Source organism: Marinifilum fragile JCM 15579 (assembly GCF_001310955.1).
Classification (GTDB): Bacteria; Bacteroidota; Bacteroidia; order Bacteroidales; family Marinifilaceae; genus Marinifilum; species Marinifilum fragile.
In genome coordinates, this window is the sequence record NZ_BAZX01000050.1 from 1 (window position 1) to 15,814 (window position 15,814).

The following is a 15,814-nucleotide window of genomic DNA, read 5'->3' on the forward strand; positions in this document are numbered from 1 at the left end:
TTTTTCCATTGATGAAAAAGTAGGCAAAAAATCTAGGGCGTGTAAGGTCAAACTACTGATACTTGAAAACTTTAAGTGCGGCGGGGTGATTTTCGAACAAAGTTCGAAACTTCCCCTTCTTTCTAAAAGTTTTCTGCGCATAAGCAACTTGACCTTCCAATGCCCATTGAGCCAATACATGTTTTGCGTCATTGAGTGGCGTTTAATTTAGTTGTGTATTCGGCAGTTATCAAGCTAGTAGTAAGATTTTAAACATTAAAGAGATTTGTTATGAAGAAAATTGCTCAATTATTTATAGTTGCATTCATTGCCAGTGCAATTACATCTGTTGGATTTATTTTCTTTAATAAGGAAGATAAAACCTATACCATTAAGCATATAGATTCTGCACCCGTTGTCGGCGCAGCATACACGGTAAACCACAATGGGGAAGTGGTTCCCTTGCAATTTACTGATGTGTCCAAGAAAGTGATGGATGCTGTGGTGCATATTAAATCAACCCATATTCAAGGAACTCAAAGCAGACAGGAAGTTCCGTCACCTTTTAGAGACTTTTTCAACGACAATATGCTGAAGGATTTTTTTGGTCCACACTTTAAGTTCGAACAAAGAACACCGCAGCAAAGAGGACCATATACCAGGGTGGGAACTGGCTCGGGAGTCATTATTAGCTCCGATGGATACATTGTTACCAACAATCATGTGATTGATGGTGCTGAAGATATTGAAGTAAGCCTACACGATAATAGGGTGTACAAAGCGAAGGTGATCGGAACCGATCCAACAACCGATTTGGCTGTGATTCAAATTAAAGAAAAGAAATTGATTCACGTACCATTTGTAAACTCTGATGATGTGGAAATTGGAGAGTGGGTTTTGGCAGTTGGAAATCCTTTTAATTTAAATTCGACAGTAACAGCGGGTATCGTTAGTGCAAAAGGCAGAAATATCAATATTCTGCAGTCGCAATCGGCTATAGAATCCTTTATTCAGACCGATGCGGCAATCAATCCTGGAAATAGTGGTGGAGCTTTGGTAAATCTAAAAGGAGGTTTAATAGGTATTAATACTGCTATTGCGAGTCCAACAGGTTCTTATTCAGGTTATGGATTTGCGATTCCATCGAATATTGTGAGTAAGGTTGTTGAAGATATTCTAGAATACGGATTTGTTCAGCGGGGTTATATGGGAATCACCATCCGAAGTGTAGATGGAAACTTTGCCAAAGAAAAAGAATTGGATGTTACCGAGGGTGTGTATGTTGATAGCCTAATGAATGAAAGCTCTGCAAAAGAGGCAGGCCTTCAAAAAGGAGATGTGATTGTCAAAGTGAACAAGAATACGGTAAAGACATCTTCTGATTTACTCGAAATAATTGGTCAGCACCGTCCGGGAGATCAATTGTTGGTAGGAGTGAATCGTTTTGGAAAAACCAAAGAGTTTGAGGTTACTTTAAAGAATGCGCAGGGCGAAAGCGAAATTAGCAGCACCAATCGACAGGATATCCTTTCAAAACTGGGGGCTGAAATCATTGAAGTGGATGAGGAAAAAGCTTCAAAACTGGATGTGCCAAAAGGTTTAATGATTGAAAAGCTGAATTCCGGTTTACTGCGAAATCAAACCAATATGAAGGAGGGTTTTGTAATCACACATGTGAATGATAAACGTGTAGAAAGCCTGAAAGACTTAAAAACCGTTCTGAAAGGGAAGTCGGGAGGTGTGATGCTTAAAGGAGTTTACCCTGATTATCCGGGACAATATTATTACGCCTTTGGCATTGGTGAATAAGTACAATTGATTTAGATGTAATTATAGATATTAAGTAGATTTTCTAATAATTAAATAATTATCAGATATGTTAGAACATCAGAAGTTTGTTTTGCAGGCTGTTGCCGATCAGGAAAATTTATTTCGAAAAGAGTTAATTAAATCGATGAATTGGCTGGATGAATATGATCAGGAAAAGTTATTAAACTGGCTGAAGGAGCGTTTTAACAATCGAAAGGATATCATCGATGAGATCGTAAATACTAGCTTGGTTCCATTATCTTAGTCTCTTTGCTTATTTTCTAAAAAGAGTCTATTCGGTGTAAACTGGATAGACTCTTCTTTAATATTTTTCGATAGATATAATTCACAGGAGTTAATTTTTACAATCCTCTCATCCATTCCTCGCGCAATCTTGCATTGGCAGGATCGTCGAGAACTGCATTAATTCTATCGAGCATTTCCTGTTTGTCGCGAGGGAAATTGCCACGCAAAACCAAATAATTGGAAGCATGATCGCTGCGGAAAACAGTTGATTCCAGTTCCAGGTTTTCGATAAAGACTTTCATTTCGGCAATTAGCTCTGCCGTGTTTAAAGGAATGAACTCTCCATCGAACTTTTTGGCAAAATGATCTTCGCCATACGGATAGCTTAAAACCAAGGTTGAAAGAAACTCTGGTTGAATTTCGTTCACCACTTTGGCAGAATTCAAGGCATGTTGGTGGGAGTAGTTTTTACCACCAAGTCCGTTTAAAATCATTACCGAAAGTTTTATTCCTGCGGCACGCGCTCTTTTTAAAGCTTTGGCAGTGCTCTCGTAGTTCTCCGATTTGTTGATTCTGCCCAACAATTCATCATCGCCCGATTCGATTCCTACGTATAGCAACTTTAATCCTTTGGCCGCCAATTGTTGTAGTTCTTCGTCGGTTTTGGCCTCAATGTCTTTAGGCAAAGCATAGGCCGATACGCGGGTAAGTCTTGGGAACTTCTCGTTTAATTTGTCCAATATGCGCGAAAGCTTGTCGAAAGAAAGGACCATGGCATTTCCATCGGCCAAAAATACCTTGCGATAATGATTGGCATAGGACTGCATAGAATCGATATCGGCAAAAATATCTTCCTCTTTGCGAGTGCGAAATTGCTTGCTGCTGTACATTTCGCAAAATGCACACTTGTTCCAGGCACATCCTAATGTTACCTGCAATATAAATGAATAGGCCTCGCTTGGCGGGCGGAATAATGGTTCGTCGTATTGGATCATGAGGGCAAAAATAATACGTAGGGAGCTTGCATGCAACGTCTGTAAGTATAAATGATTGAAATCATATAAAATCATAAGCATCATGAAAATCTGCGTCTTCATGAGGAGATCATGTTCCTAACTTAAATTTCTTAACTTCGTAACTCAAAATTGTAATTGATTCGTTTGTGGCAGAAAAATCAGTAAATATCACTGTTTTTGGAAAAGTACAAGGTGTAGGCTTTCGGTATCATACCCGAAAGGCGGCGCAGCGTTTTGGTGTGAATGGTTTTGTAAAGAACCAGGTAAATGGAACGGTTTATGTAGAAGCAGAAGGGGATGAATTGGCTGTTGAATTATTTTGCGAGTGGTGTAAGAAAGGACCAGACTGGGCCAGGGTTGATCGTGTTAATATTTGCGATGCTGGAGTAAAGGATTATTCGGGATTTGAAATCAGGTAATGGGATAAAATAAAAAAAGCTCCGAAGTAATTTCGAAGCTTTTAAGTTGACCCATAAGGACTCGAACCTTAAACGTCTGGACCAAAACCAGATGTGTTACCATTACACCATGGGTCAATACCATACAGTCATTTTCTGACTAAGACGCTGCAAATATAGTGGAAATATTTTTACGTCAAAACGAAAAATTACAAAAATATTGCGAAGTTTTTTGCATTAGGAAATAGGAGCACTTGAATGCTTCTCATTGTCAATTTGAAAGAGGTTTGGAAATGGAAGAAAAAAAAATTGAATCTTTAACTGGAAAGTGGATTTACGAAGAGGATTATGGCTATGGGACGGCCCAGGGAGAGTTAATTTTGGTGCAGGAAGGAAAGAAATTGTCTGGCAAAATTATTTTTTCGGAGAATGCCGATTCCGATGAAACTTTCATGATTCAGGAAAAAATTGAAGGAGAAATCTACCAGAATAGAATAAAAATAAGAGCCACTGAATATGATATCATCCATGCCGATTACGATATAAGATATGAATTGGACTCCTGGGAAGGAATGATGATTAATGAAACCATTATTGAGGGAGAAAGTTTGGATGATCAGGGAATCGCCGGCAGTTTTAGGTTTACCAAAGTAGTATAAAAGTCTTGAAAAGTCCTGAAGAGTCTGGAAATGTGGAAAAGTACAGAGAAAATAATGCTTTAAATATTTTGAAGTTCTAAGATCGAATTAAATTCCTCCCTTTTGGGGGATCCCGAAAGATTTCGGGAGGCGATAGCCAGAGGGGTGTTTTGCGAATGGATTTTTTCGATGCCTAATATGGAAATTCAATTGCTCCGAATTTCAATTGGGAGTCCAAATATGATACATAAGTATGAATACAAAAAAAGCTTCGAAAGTAAATTTCGAAGCTTTTTTAAGTTGACCCATAAGGACTCGAACCTTAAACGTCTGGACCAAAACCAGATGTGTTACCATTACACCATGGGTCAATCATAATGCGTCTTTTCGTAAAGACTCTGCAAATGTAGTAATTTTTTTTTGTGTGCAAACAAAATCGGAAAAATATTCTGTAGGAATTCAAGGGAAACCCTGAAATTTGACTATTTTCGTTCAGATTATTTCACTACGAATCAATTAAAAAAACAAAAATACACACAAGATGAAGTCGAATTACAGATTGGTTAATAATGTGTTAGGATGGGTCGCTTTTCTTATAGCTGCCATTACTTACTTGTTAACTATTGAGCCAACTGCCAGTTTATGGGATTGTGGAGAATTTATTACCACAGCTTATGGTTTAGAGGTTGGTCACCCTCCAGGAGCCCCTCTTTTCATGATTATGGCTCGATTTTTTGCACTTTTTGCACCAAGTCCTTCCGAAGCTGCTTTAATGGTAAATGTAATGTCTGCTTTGGCTTCAGCATTTACAATTCTGTTTTTGTTCTGGACGATTACTCATCTTGCGAAAAAATTAGTTGACAAGGGCGAAGAACTTTCTAAAGGAAATCTATATGCAATTATGGGAACCGGAATGGTTGGAGCTTTGGCTTATACTTTTTCTGATACCTTTTGGTTTTCGGCAGTAGAAGGTGAGGTTTATGCATTGTCTTCATTGTTTACAGCAATTGTTTTCTGGGCAATGTTAAAATGGGAGGATGTGGCTGATGAGAAGTACGCCAACCGTTGGATTATTTTGATTGCTTACCTAATGGGATTGTCGATTGGGGTTCACTTATTGAACTTGCTTGCCATTCCTGCCATTGTTTTTGTGTATTACTTTAAAAAGTATGAACCTACTCGCAATGGAATTATCGCTGCAGGAGCTATTGCGGTAGCCATTTTAGGAGTAGTGATGTATGGCGTTATTCCTGGTGTTGTAAAAGTAGCATCGTGGTTCGAGTTGATGTTTGTAAACGGATTTGGATTGCCTTACAATACAGGTGTAATGGTGTATGCAGTATTGCTGATTTCTTTTGTGATTTGGGCAATTAACTATACCATTAAAAAGAACTATGTGGTTTTAAATACCATTGTAACTGCTTTTATGGTGATTGTAATTGGTTACTCATCATTTGCAATGATTGTAATTCGTTCGTCGGCAAATCCACCAATGGATGAGAATAACCCGGATAATGTATTTGCATTGCTTTCTTATTTGAATCGCGAGCAATATGGCGACAGACCATTGATGTATGGTGAGTATTACAATGCTCCGGCTGTTGATTTGGTGGAAACCAAACCGAATTACATTCAGAAAAACAATAAATATGTAATTGCATCGCGCAAGCAAAAATATGAATTCGACCCTCGTTTCGAAACACTTTTCCCTCGTATGTACTCTTCTCGCGATAATCATGTTAGAGAGTATGAGTTTTGGGGCAATGTGAAAAAAGATAACCCAATTGCATTGAGCAATGGCGAAGTGGCTTACAAACCAAGTTTTGGATCAAACCTTCAGTTTTTCTTTAAGTACCAGGTTGGATGGATGTATTGGCGATATTTTATGTGGAATTTTGTTGGTCGTCAGAACGATATTCAAGGCCATGGCGGAATTTTGCATGGGAATTGGGTATCGGGTATCCCATTTGTCGATAGAGCAAAAGTTGGAAACGAAGATAAATTGTATCCTGAGTTAAAGAATAAGAAATCGCGCAATAACTATTTCTTCCTGCCATTTATACTGGGATTAATTGGTTTGATTTACCAGTTTAGATCAGGCAAGAAAGGAAAGCAGGATTTCTCTATTGTGATGTTGTTGTTCTTCTTTACAGGATTGGCCATTGTGGTTTACCTGAATCAGTATCCACAACAACCACGTGAGCGTGATTATGCTTATGCAGGTTCGTTCTATGCTTTCGCGATATGGATTGGTCTTGGTGTAATGGGCTTGTATCAAAGCTTGAAAAAGAAAATGCCTGAAGTTTTAAGTGCAGGTTTAATTACTGGATTGTGTTTAGTTGCCGTTCCGGGATTAATGGCACAACAAAACTGGGATGATCATGATCGTTCGGGCCGTTATGCAACTTTGGCTTATGCAAAGAATTATTTGAACTCTTGTGCGCCAAATGCCATCTTGTTTACCTATGGTGATAATGATACTTTCCCATTGTGGTATGCGCAGGAAGTGGAAGGGATTCGCCGAGATATCCGAATCGTGAATTTGAGTCTTTTGGCTGGAGATTGGTACATCAATCAAATGCGTAACAAGGCTTATGATTCAGATCCTATACCGATGAGTTTTGGACCGGAAAAGGTAGAGCCAGGGAAACGCGAGCAAATACCTATTCTTGAACGCTTAGAAGGTGAAGAATCGTTGCAGGAAATGTTGAATTTTGTTGCAAGCGACAACAAAGCTTCCAAAGTTGAAATGCAAACTGGCAGAAAGTTGGATTACTTCCCAGGAAGAAATGTATACATCCCAGTGGATTCGGCTAAGGTAGTGAACAACGGTACAGTTCGACCTGATGATGCACATTTGATTAAGAAGAAATTAGATTGGAAAATCAAGAGAAATTATCTGTATAAGAATGATATCATGGTTTATGATATTATTGCCAATAACAATTGGGAAAGACCAATTTATTTCTCGGTTGGTATGGGAACAAGCAGTTTCTTAGGTTTGGAAAAATATTTCCAGTTAGAAGGAGCAGCTTATCGTTTGGTTCCAATCGAAACAAAATCTAATGGATTGGAAATTGGACGAATTGATACGGATATTCTGTATGATAATTTCATGAACAAGTTTGAATTTGGTCGTATTAAAGAACCAGATGTATACATGGATCAATTCCATATCTTAACCATTAATATCATGAGTTTCCGTTCCAACTACAGTCGTTTGGCAAGCCAGTTAAACGATGAGGGAAAAATGGAAAAAGCAGTTAAAGTATTGGATAGATGTATGGAAGAGTTGCCAACCAGTAAGATTCCATATGACAATAGCTTGATTGGATTTATTCAGGAGTATTACAGAGCTGGTGCTGTAGATAAGGCAAATGCTTTATTTGATGAGATGGCACAGCAATCCTACGATAAATTGAATTATTACTTCTCATTGCAACCAGAATTGGCTAAGAGTTTCCGAAACGAACAGGAAAGAGAGATTAGAGTGGTTCAGATGCTGTTGGGTCTAGCTGAAATGGGTGAGCAAACGGAATTGAAGGACAAAACACAACAGAAATTCGAACTATTGTTTAAATCCTACACAGAATAATATCTAAAACTTATATAGAGAATGGCCGTCATTGTTGTGACGGCCTTTTTTTTTGAATTTGGTTTAATCATTAAATTATTAGGATTGATAAGGGAAAAGTACTTGTCGGTATCAGATTTACAATAAGTCACAGTTTTATTTTAAGTTTTTTTCACATAATTAAAAACAATACTTTTTTCGGAAAGTAGTATCTTCGATGCTTAATCACCATTTAATAAAACCCTTATTTCGCCTGATATGAACAAATATCAAAAAATCAATGTGCTTTTTGGTTGGTTGTCATTTGCAATCGCGGCCATCGTTTATCTCTTAACTCTTGAACCTACTGTTAGTTTCTGGGATTGTGGAGAGTTTATAACCGCATCATACAAATTACAAATTGGTCATCCTCCGGGAGCACCATTTTTTATGATATTAGCACGATTTTTTGCATTGTTCGCAGGTGGAACCGAGAATGTAGCATTAATGATTAATGCACTTTCGGGCATCGTAAGTGCCTTTACAATTTTGTTCTTGTTTTGGACCATAACACATTTGGCAAAAAAACTTGTTTCCAGTAAGGAAGATCCTGTTGGAATACAAGTTTGGAAAATTATTGGTGCCGGTTTTATTGGCGCAATGGCTTATACTTTTTCCGATACTTTTTGGTTTTCGGCAGTAGAAGGAGAGGTGTATGCAACATCATCTCTATTTACGGCAGTTGTATTTTGGTGTATTTTAAAATGGGAGAACGAATCGGATAAGGCTTATGCCAACCGATGGATTATTTTGATTGCTTACCTAATGGGTTTATCAATTGGTGTTCACCTGTTGAATCTATTGGCGATACCAGCCATTGTTATGGTGTACTACTTTAAGAATTATACTCCTACACGAAATGGAGTTATCAAAGCTCTTGGATTGGCGGTACTGTTGCTTGGTGGTGCCATGTATGTAATTATTCCTGGAGTTGTGAAACTTGCATTCTTGTTCGATCTGTTCTTTGTAAATGTAATTGGACTGCCATTTAATTCTGGCTTAATCATATTCATACTCGCTGTAATTGGAGCAATTGTTTGGGGAGTTCGATATACCATTCAAAAGCAAAAAGTTCTTGCCAATACAATTCTGATGGCATTTACGGTTGTTTTAATTGGATATTCATCCTATGCAGTAATCATGATTAGATCCAATGCAAATCCTAGCTTGGATCAGAACAATCCTGAAGATTTACATACATTACTATCCTATTTAAATCGCGAGCAATATGGTGATACACCATTAATCTATGGCCAGTATTTTAATTCGCCTTTGGTTGAAAATAAACGATTTGTAAAAGATAAGAATGTGTACATCAAGAAGGATGGAAAATATGTGGTTTCGTTCGAGAAAACAAAGGCAAATTTTAAAGATTCGCACAAATCAATTTTTCCTAGAATGCACACCAAAGGGATGACTGGAAAGAATCCTGAGGAGTACGCCAAATGGACTGGTATTAATCCTGAGCAGAAAGAAATACCGAGCTTTGGTCAGAATTTAAAATTCTTCTTCTCATACCAGGTGAATTACATGTATGTTCGTTATTTCTTATGGAACTTTGTAGGTAGACAATCGGATAAACAATCGTATGGAGGAGTGGTAGAAGGAAACTGGATATCGGGAATTCCATTTGTGGACAATTGGCGATTGGGAGATCAATCTCTTCGTCCGGATCACATGAAAAATAATAGAGGAAGTAACAAGTATTATTTCCTGCCTTTGTTATTGGGAATTGCAGGATTGCTCTATCAATATCGAAAGAACAGTGCAGGCCAGAAAGACTTCTGGGTGATAATGTTGTTATTTGTGTTTACCGGAATTGCCATTGTATTGTATTTGAATCAACCTCCTTTGCAACCTCGCGAAAGAGATTATGCCTATGCAGGATCGTTTTATGCTTTTGCCATTTGGATTGGTTTGGGATTTTTAGCCATTTTAGAAACCAGCAAGAAGGTTCTGAAATCAGAGAAAATTGCAGTTCCTGCTGTATTCGCAATTTGCTTTGTCGCTGTTCCGGGATTAATGGCTCAACAAAATTGGGATGATCACGATAGATCGGGAAGATATTTGGCTCGCGATATGGCTTACAATTATCTAAATTCTTGCGAACCCAATTCTATTCTATTCACCATGGGTGATAATGATACTTTCCCACTTTGGTATTTGCAGGAAGTAGAGGGAATTCGCACCGATGTTCGTGTTTGCAATTTGAGCTACCTGTCTACGGATTGGTATATCGATCAAATGAAGCAGCAGAACTACGATTCGGCACCACTTCCAATATCAATGACAAAAGATAAATACCTGGAAGGAAAGCGAGATATTGTTTATTTGATAGATGATCCAAGACTGAAAGCTTATGTAGAGAAGTATAATGGATTGGATATTAAAGATGCCTTGGAGTATGTTTTAAGCGATAAGGAAAGTACCAAAAACATTTATGGTTATGATGAAAGGATTGATCACTTTCCTGCCAGTAAATTTAGAATGGCAGTTGACAGGGAACAAATTCTAAAAACTGGTACAGCAAATGAGAAAGATTCTGCTTTGATTGTGGATCAGTTGGAGTGGGAGATAAAAGGAAATTATATTGAGAAAGCTGGATTATGCTTGTATAATATGCTGTTGGAAAATAATTGGAAAAGACCAATGTATTTTGCAATTACGGTTCCATCGAATGGTTATTATGGATTGGAAAAATATTTCCAGTTAGAAGGATTTGCTTATCGATTGGTTCCAATAAAAACAGAAAACGAAGATGGGCAAGTTGGTAGAGTTAATGGATCGAAGATGTATACCAACATGCTTGAAAAATTTAGGTGGGGAAATATAGAAGATCCTGATGTATATTTGGATGAAACTTGTTCTAGAATGACTTTGAGTATGCGCAATAATTATTTGCGATTGGCAGAAACTTTAATGGATGAGGGAAAAAGAGATTCAGCTGTTATGGCACTTGATAAGTGTGTGGAGTTGATCCCAAATGATAGAGTTCCTTTGGATTATTGGGGAGTTTTAATCGCAAAAGCTTACTATCGAGCTGCGGAATATGAAAAGGCAAATCAGTTGGTTCAAGAGGTTTCGGAACGTTTGGTGCAAGAGTTGGATTATTATGCCAGCCTGACTCCAGTTTCGACATCAGAATATCCTCGTTGGCAAAACAGAAATTTGTACTTGATGCAGGAGTTGTATCAAATTACGGCACGATACGAACAGATAGATCTGAACAAGAAAATAGAATTGGAATTTAAGAGGTTGTTAGGGAATTATAGGAAGGGATAATGATGTTAAGGTGGTTGAGAGCGCCGGGAATAATCAGAAGGTTATTTCCCGACTTTGTGTGGAGGTACAATTCAGGTGAGAAAAAGGTTTATCTGACCTTTGATGATGGCCCAATTCCAGAATCTACGATGTGGACCTTGGATTTGTTAAAAGAGAAAGGCATAAAGGCAACTTTCTTTTGCGTAGGAGACAATGTTCGTAAGTATCCTAATCTGTATCGAAAAATTGTTAAAGAAGGACATGCTGTGGGCAATCACACTCACAATCATCTTAGAGGATGGTACAACAATACGCAAAAGTATGTTGAGAATGTTATTTTGGCTTCTGAATTCATCGATTCTAAGTTATTTCGTCCGCCATATGGGTTAATTAAACGCTCGCAAGCAAAATATCTGCAAACTGATTATAAAATCATAATGTGGGATGTATTAAGCGGCGATTACAGACAAGATATTTCTCCTGAGAGATGTTATCGAGATGTATTGGAAAAAGTGCGTCCCGGTTCAATACTTCTTTTCCACAATCATCTAAAATCAGAAAAGAATATGCGCTATACTATTCCTCGTTTAATCGATGAATTACATGCGCAAGGATATGAATTTGGCGTTTGCCATTAGAAAAATGCAAATTCATTGCATATCAGTCAGGATAACTGCAATTGAATCCTTAAATTTGCTGTCGATCAATACCATTTTATAACAAAATCATCTTTACCGATCATGCTTAAATGCTAGTATTGATGATGATATTCAATTTATTTGACAGATGAAAGTACTTCTTTTGGGGTCAGGAGGCCGAGAGCATGCATTCGCATGGAAATTCAATCAAAGCAAAAAACTGGAAAAACTTTTTGTTGCACCTGGAAATGCAGGGACGGCAGAAATTGCAGAAAATGTAAATCTTAATCCAAATGATTTTGATGGCATTAAGAAGTTTGTTTTGGGCAATAATATCAACATGGTGGTTGTTGGCCCTGAAGATCCATTGGTGAATGGAATTCACGATTTCTTTTTAAATGATGAGGAGATCAAAGAAATTCCTGTTATTGGACCAGAAAAATTGGGAGCTCAATTAGAAGGGAGTAAGGATTTTGCAAAAGAATTCATGTTCCGACACAATATCCCAACTGCAGCTTACAAAAGTATAACAACGGAAAATCTAGAGGAAGGATTGACTTTTCTTGAAACAATGAAAGCTCCGTATGTGTTAAAAGCTGATGGTTTGGCAGCAGGTAAAGGGGTGTTGATTATAGAAGATCTTGATGAGGCTAAGAATTCATTGAAAGAGATGTTGGGCGGAATGTTCGGCGATGCTGGAAACCGTGTAGTGATCGAAGAATTCTTATCTGGAATTGAATTGTCTGTTTTTGTATTAACTGATGGTAAATCATATCGAACTCTTGCCGAAGCCAAGGATTACAAAAGAATAGGTGAGGGCGATACCGGTTTGAATACTGGTGGAATGGGAGCTATTTCTCCAGTTCCATTTGCTAAGGGTGACTTTATGCAGAAAGTTGAGGAGCGTGTAATTGCTCCAACAATCGAGGGCTTGCAAAAAGACAATATTCCATATAAAGGATTTGTATTTATTGGGCTGATGAATGTGGAGGGAGATCCTTATGTAATTGAATACAATGTGCGAATGGGTGATCCGGAAACTGAAGTGATTATGCTAGAATCAAATCAGACCTATTGGAATTGATGGAAGCTGTATCTAAGCAAGAATTGGATCAGGCTGATTTTGAAATGGATTCAAGAACTGTTTCAACTGTTATGTTGGTATCTGGTGGATATCCGGAAGCTTACGAAAAAGGAAAAGCGATCAAGAATCTTGAAAAAGTGGAAGGAAGTATCGTTTTCCATGCAGGAACAACAAACTCTAATGGAGATGTTGTTACCAATGGTGGTAGAGTAATTTCGGTTAGTTCTTATGGAGATACTATGAAAGAAGCTTTGACATCATCTTTTAAAAACGCTGAACTAATCGATTTTGAAGGTAAATATTACCGTAGAGATATCGGTTTCGACTTATAAAATAATCTATTGCGGTTTTCCGGAACCTACTGGAAACCGCAATCAAATATTTCTACATGCTGCTAAAAACGCTTAAAGGGAGGCACTATTTGTTATTGTTTTTGGTGCCAGTTTTACTCTTGTTGTTATGGATTAAAGCATTTCTTTCTCCAGTATCCTTAACTATCGGGCAAGGTCAAATGCCACTTTACAATTTACTCCAACAAATTACGGGGGGCAGCATTATCGCATTAAATATTGTAGGATCGATTATTTTAATTCTCTTGTCGTTGCTTTCAGTGCGATTAAACGAGCGATATGTTTTTATCAGGCAAAGAACCGATTTGCCAGCTTTTGTTTTTGCTTTAATAGCAACGGGTACTGTTTCATTGTATGGAATGCATCCAGCACTATTGGCAAGTTTCTTACTGTTTTTTGCTATTGATTGCGTATTTGCTATATATCATGGATCAAACACTTTAGCTAAATCATTCGAAGCTGGAATGTTTATTGGATTGGCTACAGTTACCTACCTTTTTTCGGGTGTTTATCTCTTATGGTTTTGGGTAGCTTTGGCATTTCTGGGATACTTTCGACCTCGTGAGATTCTTGCAGGTTTAGTGGGATTTTTATTGCCTATATTTGTTGTATCAAGCTGGTATTTTCTTAATGATGATTTGACTGGATTACTGCAAACAGTAGCCTCCTTGTATAAAATTGAGTTTAGTGCCGAATATTCCATATTCCAGAAAGTATACTGGGGTATTTTAGCTGCTTTTGTTTTGATTGCTTCTGCATTTATGGCGAATGTGGTAGAAGAGAAGAAAATCAGTTCGAGAAAATACTTCATGATTTTGTTTGTATTCTTTTTAACTGCGATTGGGAACTATTTTATTTTTTCTTCGGCTGGGACTGAATTGTATTTTCTTCTTTTGATACCTACTACCTTTATCATTAGTCATTATTTTGTTTTAAGCAGATATTCCTGGCTAAGGGAAATTTTGTTTATTGTTTTTGTTGTGGCCAGTATTTTGGTTCACTTTCTGGGATGAAAAAATGCCAACTCAATAGAGCTGGCATCTTCATAACAAAGTGGTTGTGATTATTTTTCGATAATGTTTTCGGTATCAAATGCAGTTGCAACTAGATTATCCTCTTCATTATCGGTTACTGCGAATATAATGTCGTTGTAGTCTTTATCTCCGTCTGGAAGTTTAACATCTTCAAAACAAAGTACGATATCCTTACAGTTCTTTTCTATAAACAAAACATGCTGTTGGTTTCCAAACTCATTAAATTCAGTATTGGTATAGTGCTTGTAAACACCATCGGTTGTTGCACCATTTTTCCATCCTTTAGCAATAAGGCAGAAACCAATAACTGTATTTTCAGGGAAAGCTGCATCTCCCAATTGAACTCTGTCTCCAGATTTTAATCCTCCGCCTTCTCCTTCTTTCGAAACATTAGGGAATAACATATGAAGTTCAATCTCATCTTCACCAGTTGGAGGGTTTCCCGCATCGTAAGTGTAGTAAGCCAAAGAATTTCTCCATCCAGCACTTTCATCAATAAATGTTAGATATACAGGCGATTCTTTCTTTAACTTCAGAATCAATTTGTTTTCATCCGTGAATAAGTCAGCATGATCATCTCTATTGTCCTTATTGTTAGGGAACATTGCAATAATGTTGTCAATTAAGGTTGGACAGGGTTTAGTAGGGATGATGTCATCAGGAATACCTTCATCCATTTCGATGCTTAAAATTTTAAGACCACCAGTTCCTGCTGCCACAAAAATGCATTCATCTTTTGACTCAACAAAATTTACAGAAGCATCAAAATCCATACTACCCATTAGCAATACTTCATCATCTATTTCAGGAATGATAGCGCCTACATATAAGCCTGCACCACCATTACCAATCAAGAGTAGTTCATCGTTTAAAGCAACGGAATTGGTTACGTAGTTTTCTTCTAATCTTCCTTCTGGTGTAGGGGGTCTGTCGAAATGTTCAAGAAGCTCACCTTCTAAATTTCTAATGTCGAGCCCACCTTCATTCAAAGCAGCCAACAATAAGTCATCAGTAACGTCGATTTCTGTTTTCGATTCTGCTGTAACAGGTCCATTCAAACCAATAAATTCAGGTCCTGATAAATCTGTAATAGAAAATTTATGCAACTGAGGAGTTGTTCCTTCTAAAACATAGATGTGATCAGTATTGATTGCAACAGATCTGGCATCATTAATATCCTTGTATCCAGCTAAAGTGAAATTGTGGTTTAAAACGGTAAGTTTGCCATTGGACCCACTGGTTACATAAATGTAGTTTTCATCCACCTTAACATCAGTTGCAACATATGAGGCAATGTCGTATGTGTTAGAGACGTACAAGATTTGGCCTGATGGGCTAAGTTCCAATTCAATAAGAATTGCTGGTGATTCATAAACAAATCCAAGTATGTCAGGATCATGTGCACCAGCCAAATATAGTTTTCCGTTGTAATAATCTACTGCACTAATGTCAACATCGTGAAACATAGCTTGCGCCTGAAGAATTGGTTTTGTTTTGTCGGTTATGTTAAACAATTCAACGCCACCGTTGTATTCAGGACCTTTGGTGTTGTAAGTTACAAAGGCCATGTCACCAACTATTTTAACATGTGTTGCCTGAACGTATTCACCTTTAACTTTTGGAGCATCAACTTCGGCTCTTAATTTAAAGGCATAGTTTTTTGTTGGGTCAATTTCGAAATCTGATTTTACCGATTTTGTTGTTCCGGCCGGAATATCGTTTACAATAACCAACTTATCACTGTATGT

At 37.6% G+C, this 15,814-nt stretch carries 13 protein-coding genes and 2 tRNA genes; 10 read left to right on the forward strand and 5 right to left on the reverse strand.

Annotation, left to right across the window (positions count from 1 at the left end; all coding sequences use genetic code 11):
* Positions 1–192, reverse strand: a 192-nt coding sequence (locus tag JCM15579_RS21070; protein WP_218186256.1) for a hypothetical protein, incomplete at its 3' end; no start/stop codon positions are given.
* Positions 193–270: 78 nt separating this feature from the next.
* Between JCM15579_RS21070 and JCM15579_RS19380 the strand changes: the two genes are divergently transcribed.
* Both JCM15579_RS19380 and JCM15579_RS19385 read left to right on the forward strand, forming a co-directional pair.
* Positions 271–1,788 carry a Do family serine endopeptidase gene (locus tag JCM15579_RS19380; protein WP_054722880.1) on the forward strand — a complete coding sequence of 506 codons (1,518 nt, stop codon included), beginning with the start codon at positions 271–273 and terminating at the stop codon, positions 1,786–1,788.
* A 67-nt stretch (positions 1,789–1,855) separates the two neighbouring features.
* Positions 1,856–2,053, forward strand: coding sequence for a hypothetical protein (locus tag JCM15579_RS19385; RefSeq protein WP_054722882.1), 198 nt, complete (start codon positions 1,856–1,858; stop codon positions 2,051–2,053).
* A gap of 97 nt (positions 2,054–2,150) precedes the next feature.
* On the opposite strand, the gene JCM15579_RS19390 is transcribed toward JCM15579_RS19385, so the two are convergent.
* On the reverse strand, positions 2,151–3,029 hold the full coding sequence (locus JCM15579_RS19390; protein ID WP_172677478.1) for a radical SAM protein: 879 nt from the start codon (positions 3,027–3,029) through the stop codon (positions 2,151–2,153).
* Between the two features lie 167 nt (positions 3,030–3,196).
* Here JCM15579_RS19390 and JCM15579_RS19395 point away from each other — a divergent pair, with 167 nt between their 5' ends.
* Complete coding sequence (locus tag JCM15579_RS19395) at positions 3,197–3,469, forward strand: acylphosphatase (RefSeq protein WP_054722884.1); 273 nt, start codon at positions 3,197–3,199, stop codon at positions 3,467–3,469.
* 46 nt (positions 3,470–3,515) lie between these two features.
* On the opposite strand, the gene JCM15579_RS19400 is transcribed toward JCM15579_RS19395, so the two are convergent.
* A tRNA-Gln gene (locus tag JCM15579_RS19400) sits at positions 3,516–3,586 on the reverse strand.
* Between the two features lie 155 nt (positions 3,587–3,741).
* Between JCM15579_RS19400 and JCM15579_RS19405 the strand changes: the two genes are divergently transcribed.
* On the forward strand, positions 3,742–4,107 hold the full coding sequence (locus JCM15579_RS19405; protein WP_054722886.1) for a hypothetical protein: 366 nt from the start codon (positions 3,742–3,744) through the stop codon (positions 4,105–4,107).
* A 279-nt stretch (positions 4,108–4,386) separates the two neighbouring features.
* Here the strand turns inward: JCM15579_RS19405 and JCM15579_RS19410 are convergent.
* Positions 4,387–4,457: transfer RNA gene (locus JCM15579_RS19410), tRNA-Gln, on the reverse strand.
* A gap of 170 nt (positions 4,458–4,627) precedes the next feature.
* Between JCM15579_RS19410 and JCM15579_RS19415 the strand changes: the two genes are divergently transcribed.
* From JCM15579_RS19415 to JCM15579_RS19435, 6 genes are all read left to right on the forward strand, one after another.
* Complete coding sequence (locus tag JCM15579_RS19415; protein ID WP_054722893.1) at positions 4,628–7,681, forward strand: glycosyltransferase family 117 protein; 3,054 nt, start codon at positions 4,628–4,630, stop codon at positions 7,679–7,681.
* Positions 7,682–7,918: 237 nt separating this feature from the next.
* Complete coding sequence (locus JCM15579_RS19420) at positions 7,919–10,981, forward strand: glycosyltransferase family 117 protein (RefSeq protein ID WP_054722895.1); 3,063 nt, start codon at positions 7,919–7,921, stop codon at positions 10,979–10,981.
* Positions 10,981–11,598 (forward strand): polysaccharide deacetylase family protein, encoded by a 618-nt coding sequence (locus tag JCM15579_RS19425; RefSeq protein ID WP_054722896.1) that lies wholly within the window; start codon positions 10,981–10,983, stop codon positions 11,596–11,598. Before JCM15579_RS19420 ends, JCM15579_RS19425 begins: the two co-directional genes overlap by 1 nt.
* Positions 11,599–11,746: 148 nt before the next feature.
* A complete protein-coding gene (gene purD, locus JCM15579_RS19430) occupies positions 11,747–12,682 on the forward strand; it encodes a phosphoribosylamine--glycine ligase (RefSeq protein ID WP_245625990.1) in 936 nt (311 codons plus the stop codon).
* A complete protein-coding gene (locus tag JCM15579_RS21675; RefSeq protein WP_245625991.1) occupies positions 12,682–13,014 on the forward strand; it encodes a phosphoribosylglycinamide synthetase C domain-containing protein in 333 nt (110 codons plus the stop codon). Before purD ends, JCM15579_RS21675 begins: the two co-directional genes overlap by 1 nt.
* Positions 13,015–13,070: 56 nt before the next feature.
* Positions 13,071–14,045 (forward strand): hypothetical protein, encoded by a 975-nt coding sequence (locus JCM15579_RS19435; protein ID WP_054722897.1) that lies wholly within the window; start codon positions 13,071–13,073, stop codon positions 14,043–14,045.
* Positions 14,046–14,095: 50 nt separating this feature from the next.
* Here JCM15579_RS19435 and JCM15579_RS19440 read toward each other — a convergent pair.
* The coding region (locus JCM15579_RS19440) for a DUF4114 domain-containing protein (protein ID WP_157471568.1) at positions 14,096–15,814 on the reverse strand (1,719 nt) is incomplete at its 5' end.

What these genes read in the sequence shown, in the direction of transcription:
- JCM15579_RS19380 (WP_054722880.1), top strand. Translation starts at nt 271, where the DNA reads ATGAAGAAAATTGCTCAATTATTTATAGTTGCATTCATTGCCAGTGCA.
- JCM15579_RS19385 (WP_054722882.1), top strand. Translation starts at nt 1,856, where the DNA reads ATGTTAGAACATCAGAAGTTTGTTTTGCAGGCTGTTGCCGATCAGGAA.
- JCM15579_RS19390 (WP_172677478.1), bottom strand. Translation starts at nt 3,029, where the DNA reads ATGATCCAATACGACGAACCATTATTCCGCCCGCCAAGCGAGGCCTAT.
- JCM15579_RS19405 (WP_054722886.1), top strand. Translation starts at nt 3,742, where the DNA reads ATGGAAGAAAAAAAAATTGAATCTTTAACTGGAAAGTGGATTTACGAA.
- JCM15579_RS19415 (WP_054722893.1), top strand. Translation starts at nt 4,628, where the DNA reads ATGAAGTCGAATTACAGATTGGTTAATAATGTGTTAGGATGGGTCGCT.
- JCM15579_RS19420 (WP_054722895.1), top strand. Translation starts at nt 7,919, where the DNA reads ATGAACAAATATCAAAAAATCAATGTGCTTTTTGGTTGGTTGTCATTT.
- JCM15579_RS19425 (WP_054722896.1), top strand. Translation starts at nt 10,981, where the DNA reads ATGATGTTAAGGTGGTTGAGAGCGCCGGGAATAATCAGAAGGTTATTT.
- purD (WP_245625990.1), top strand. Translation starts at nt 11,747, where the DNA reads ATGAAAGTACTTCTTTTGGGGTCAGGAGGCCGAGAGCATGCATTCGCA.
- JCM15579_RS21675 (WP_245625991.1), top strand. Translation starts at nt 12,682, where the DNA reads ATGGAAGCTGTATCTAAGCAAGAATTGGATCAGGCTGATTTTGAAATG.
- JCM15579_RS19435 (WP_054722897.1), top strand. Translation starts at nt 13,071, where the DNA reads ATGCTGCTAAAAACGCTTAAAGGGAGGCACTATTTGTTATTGTTTTTG.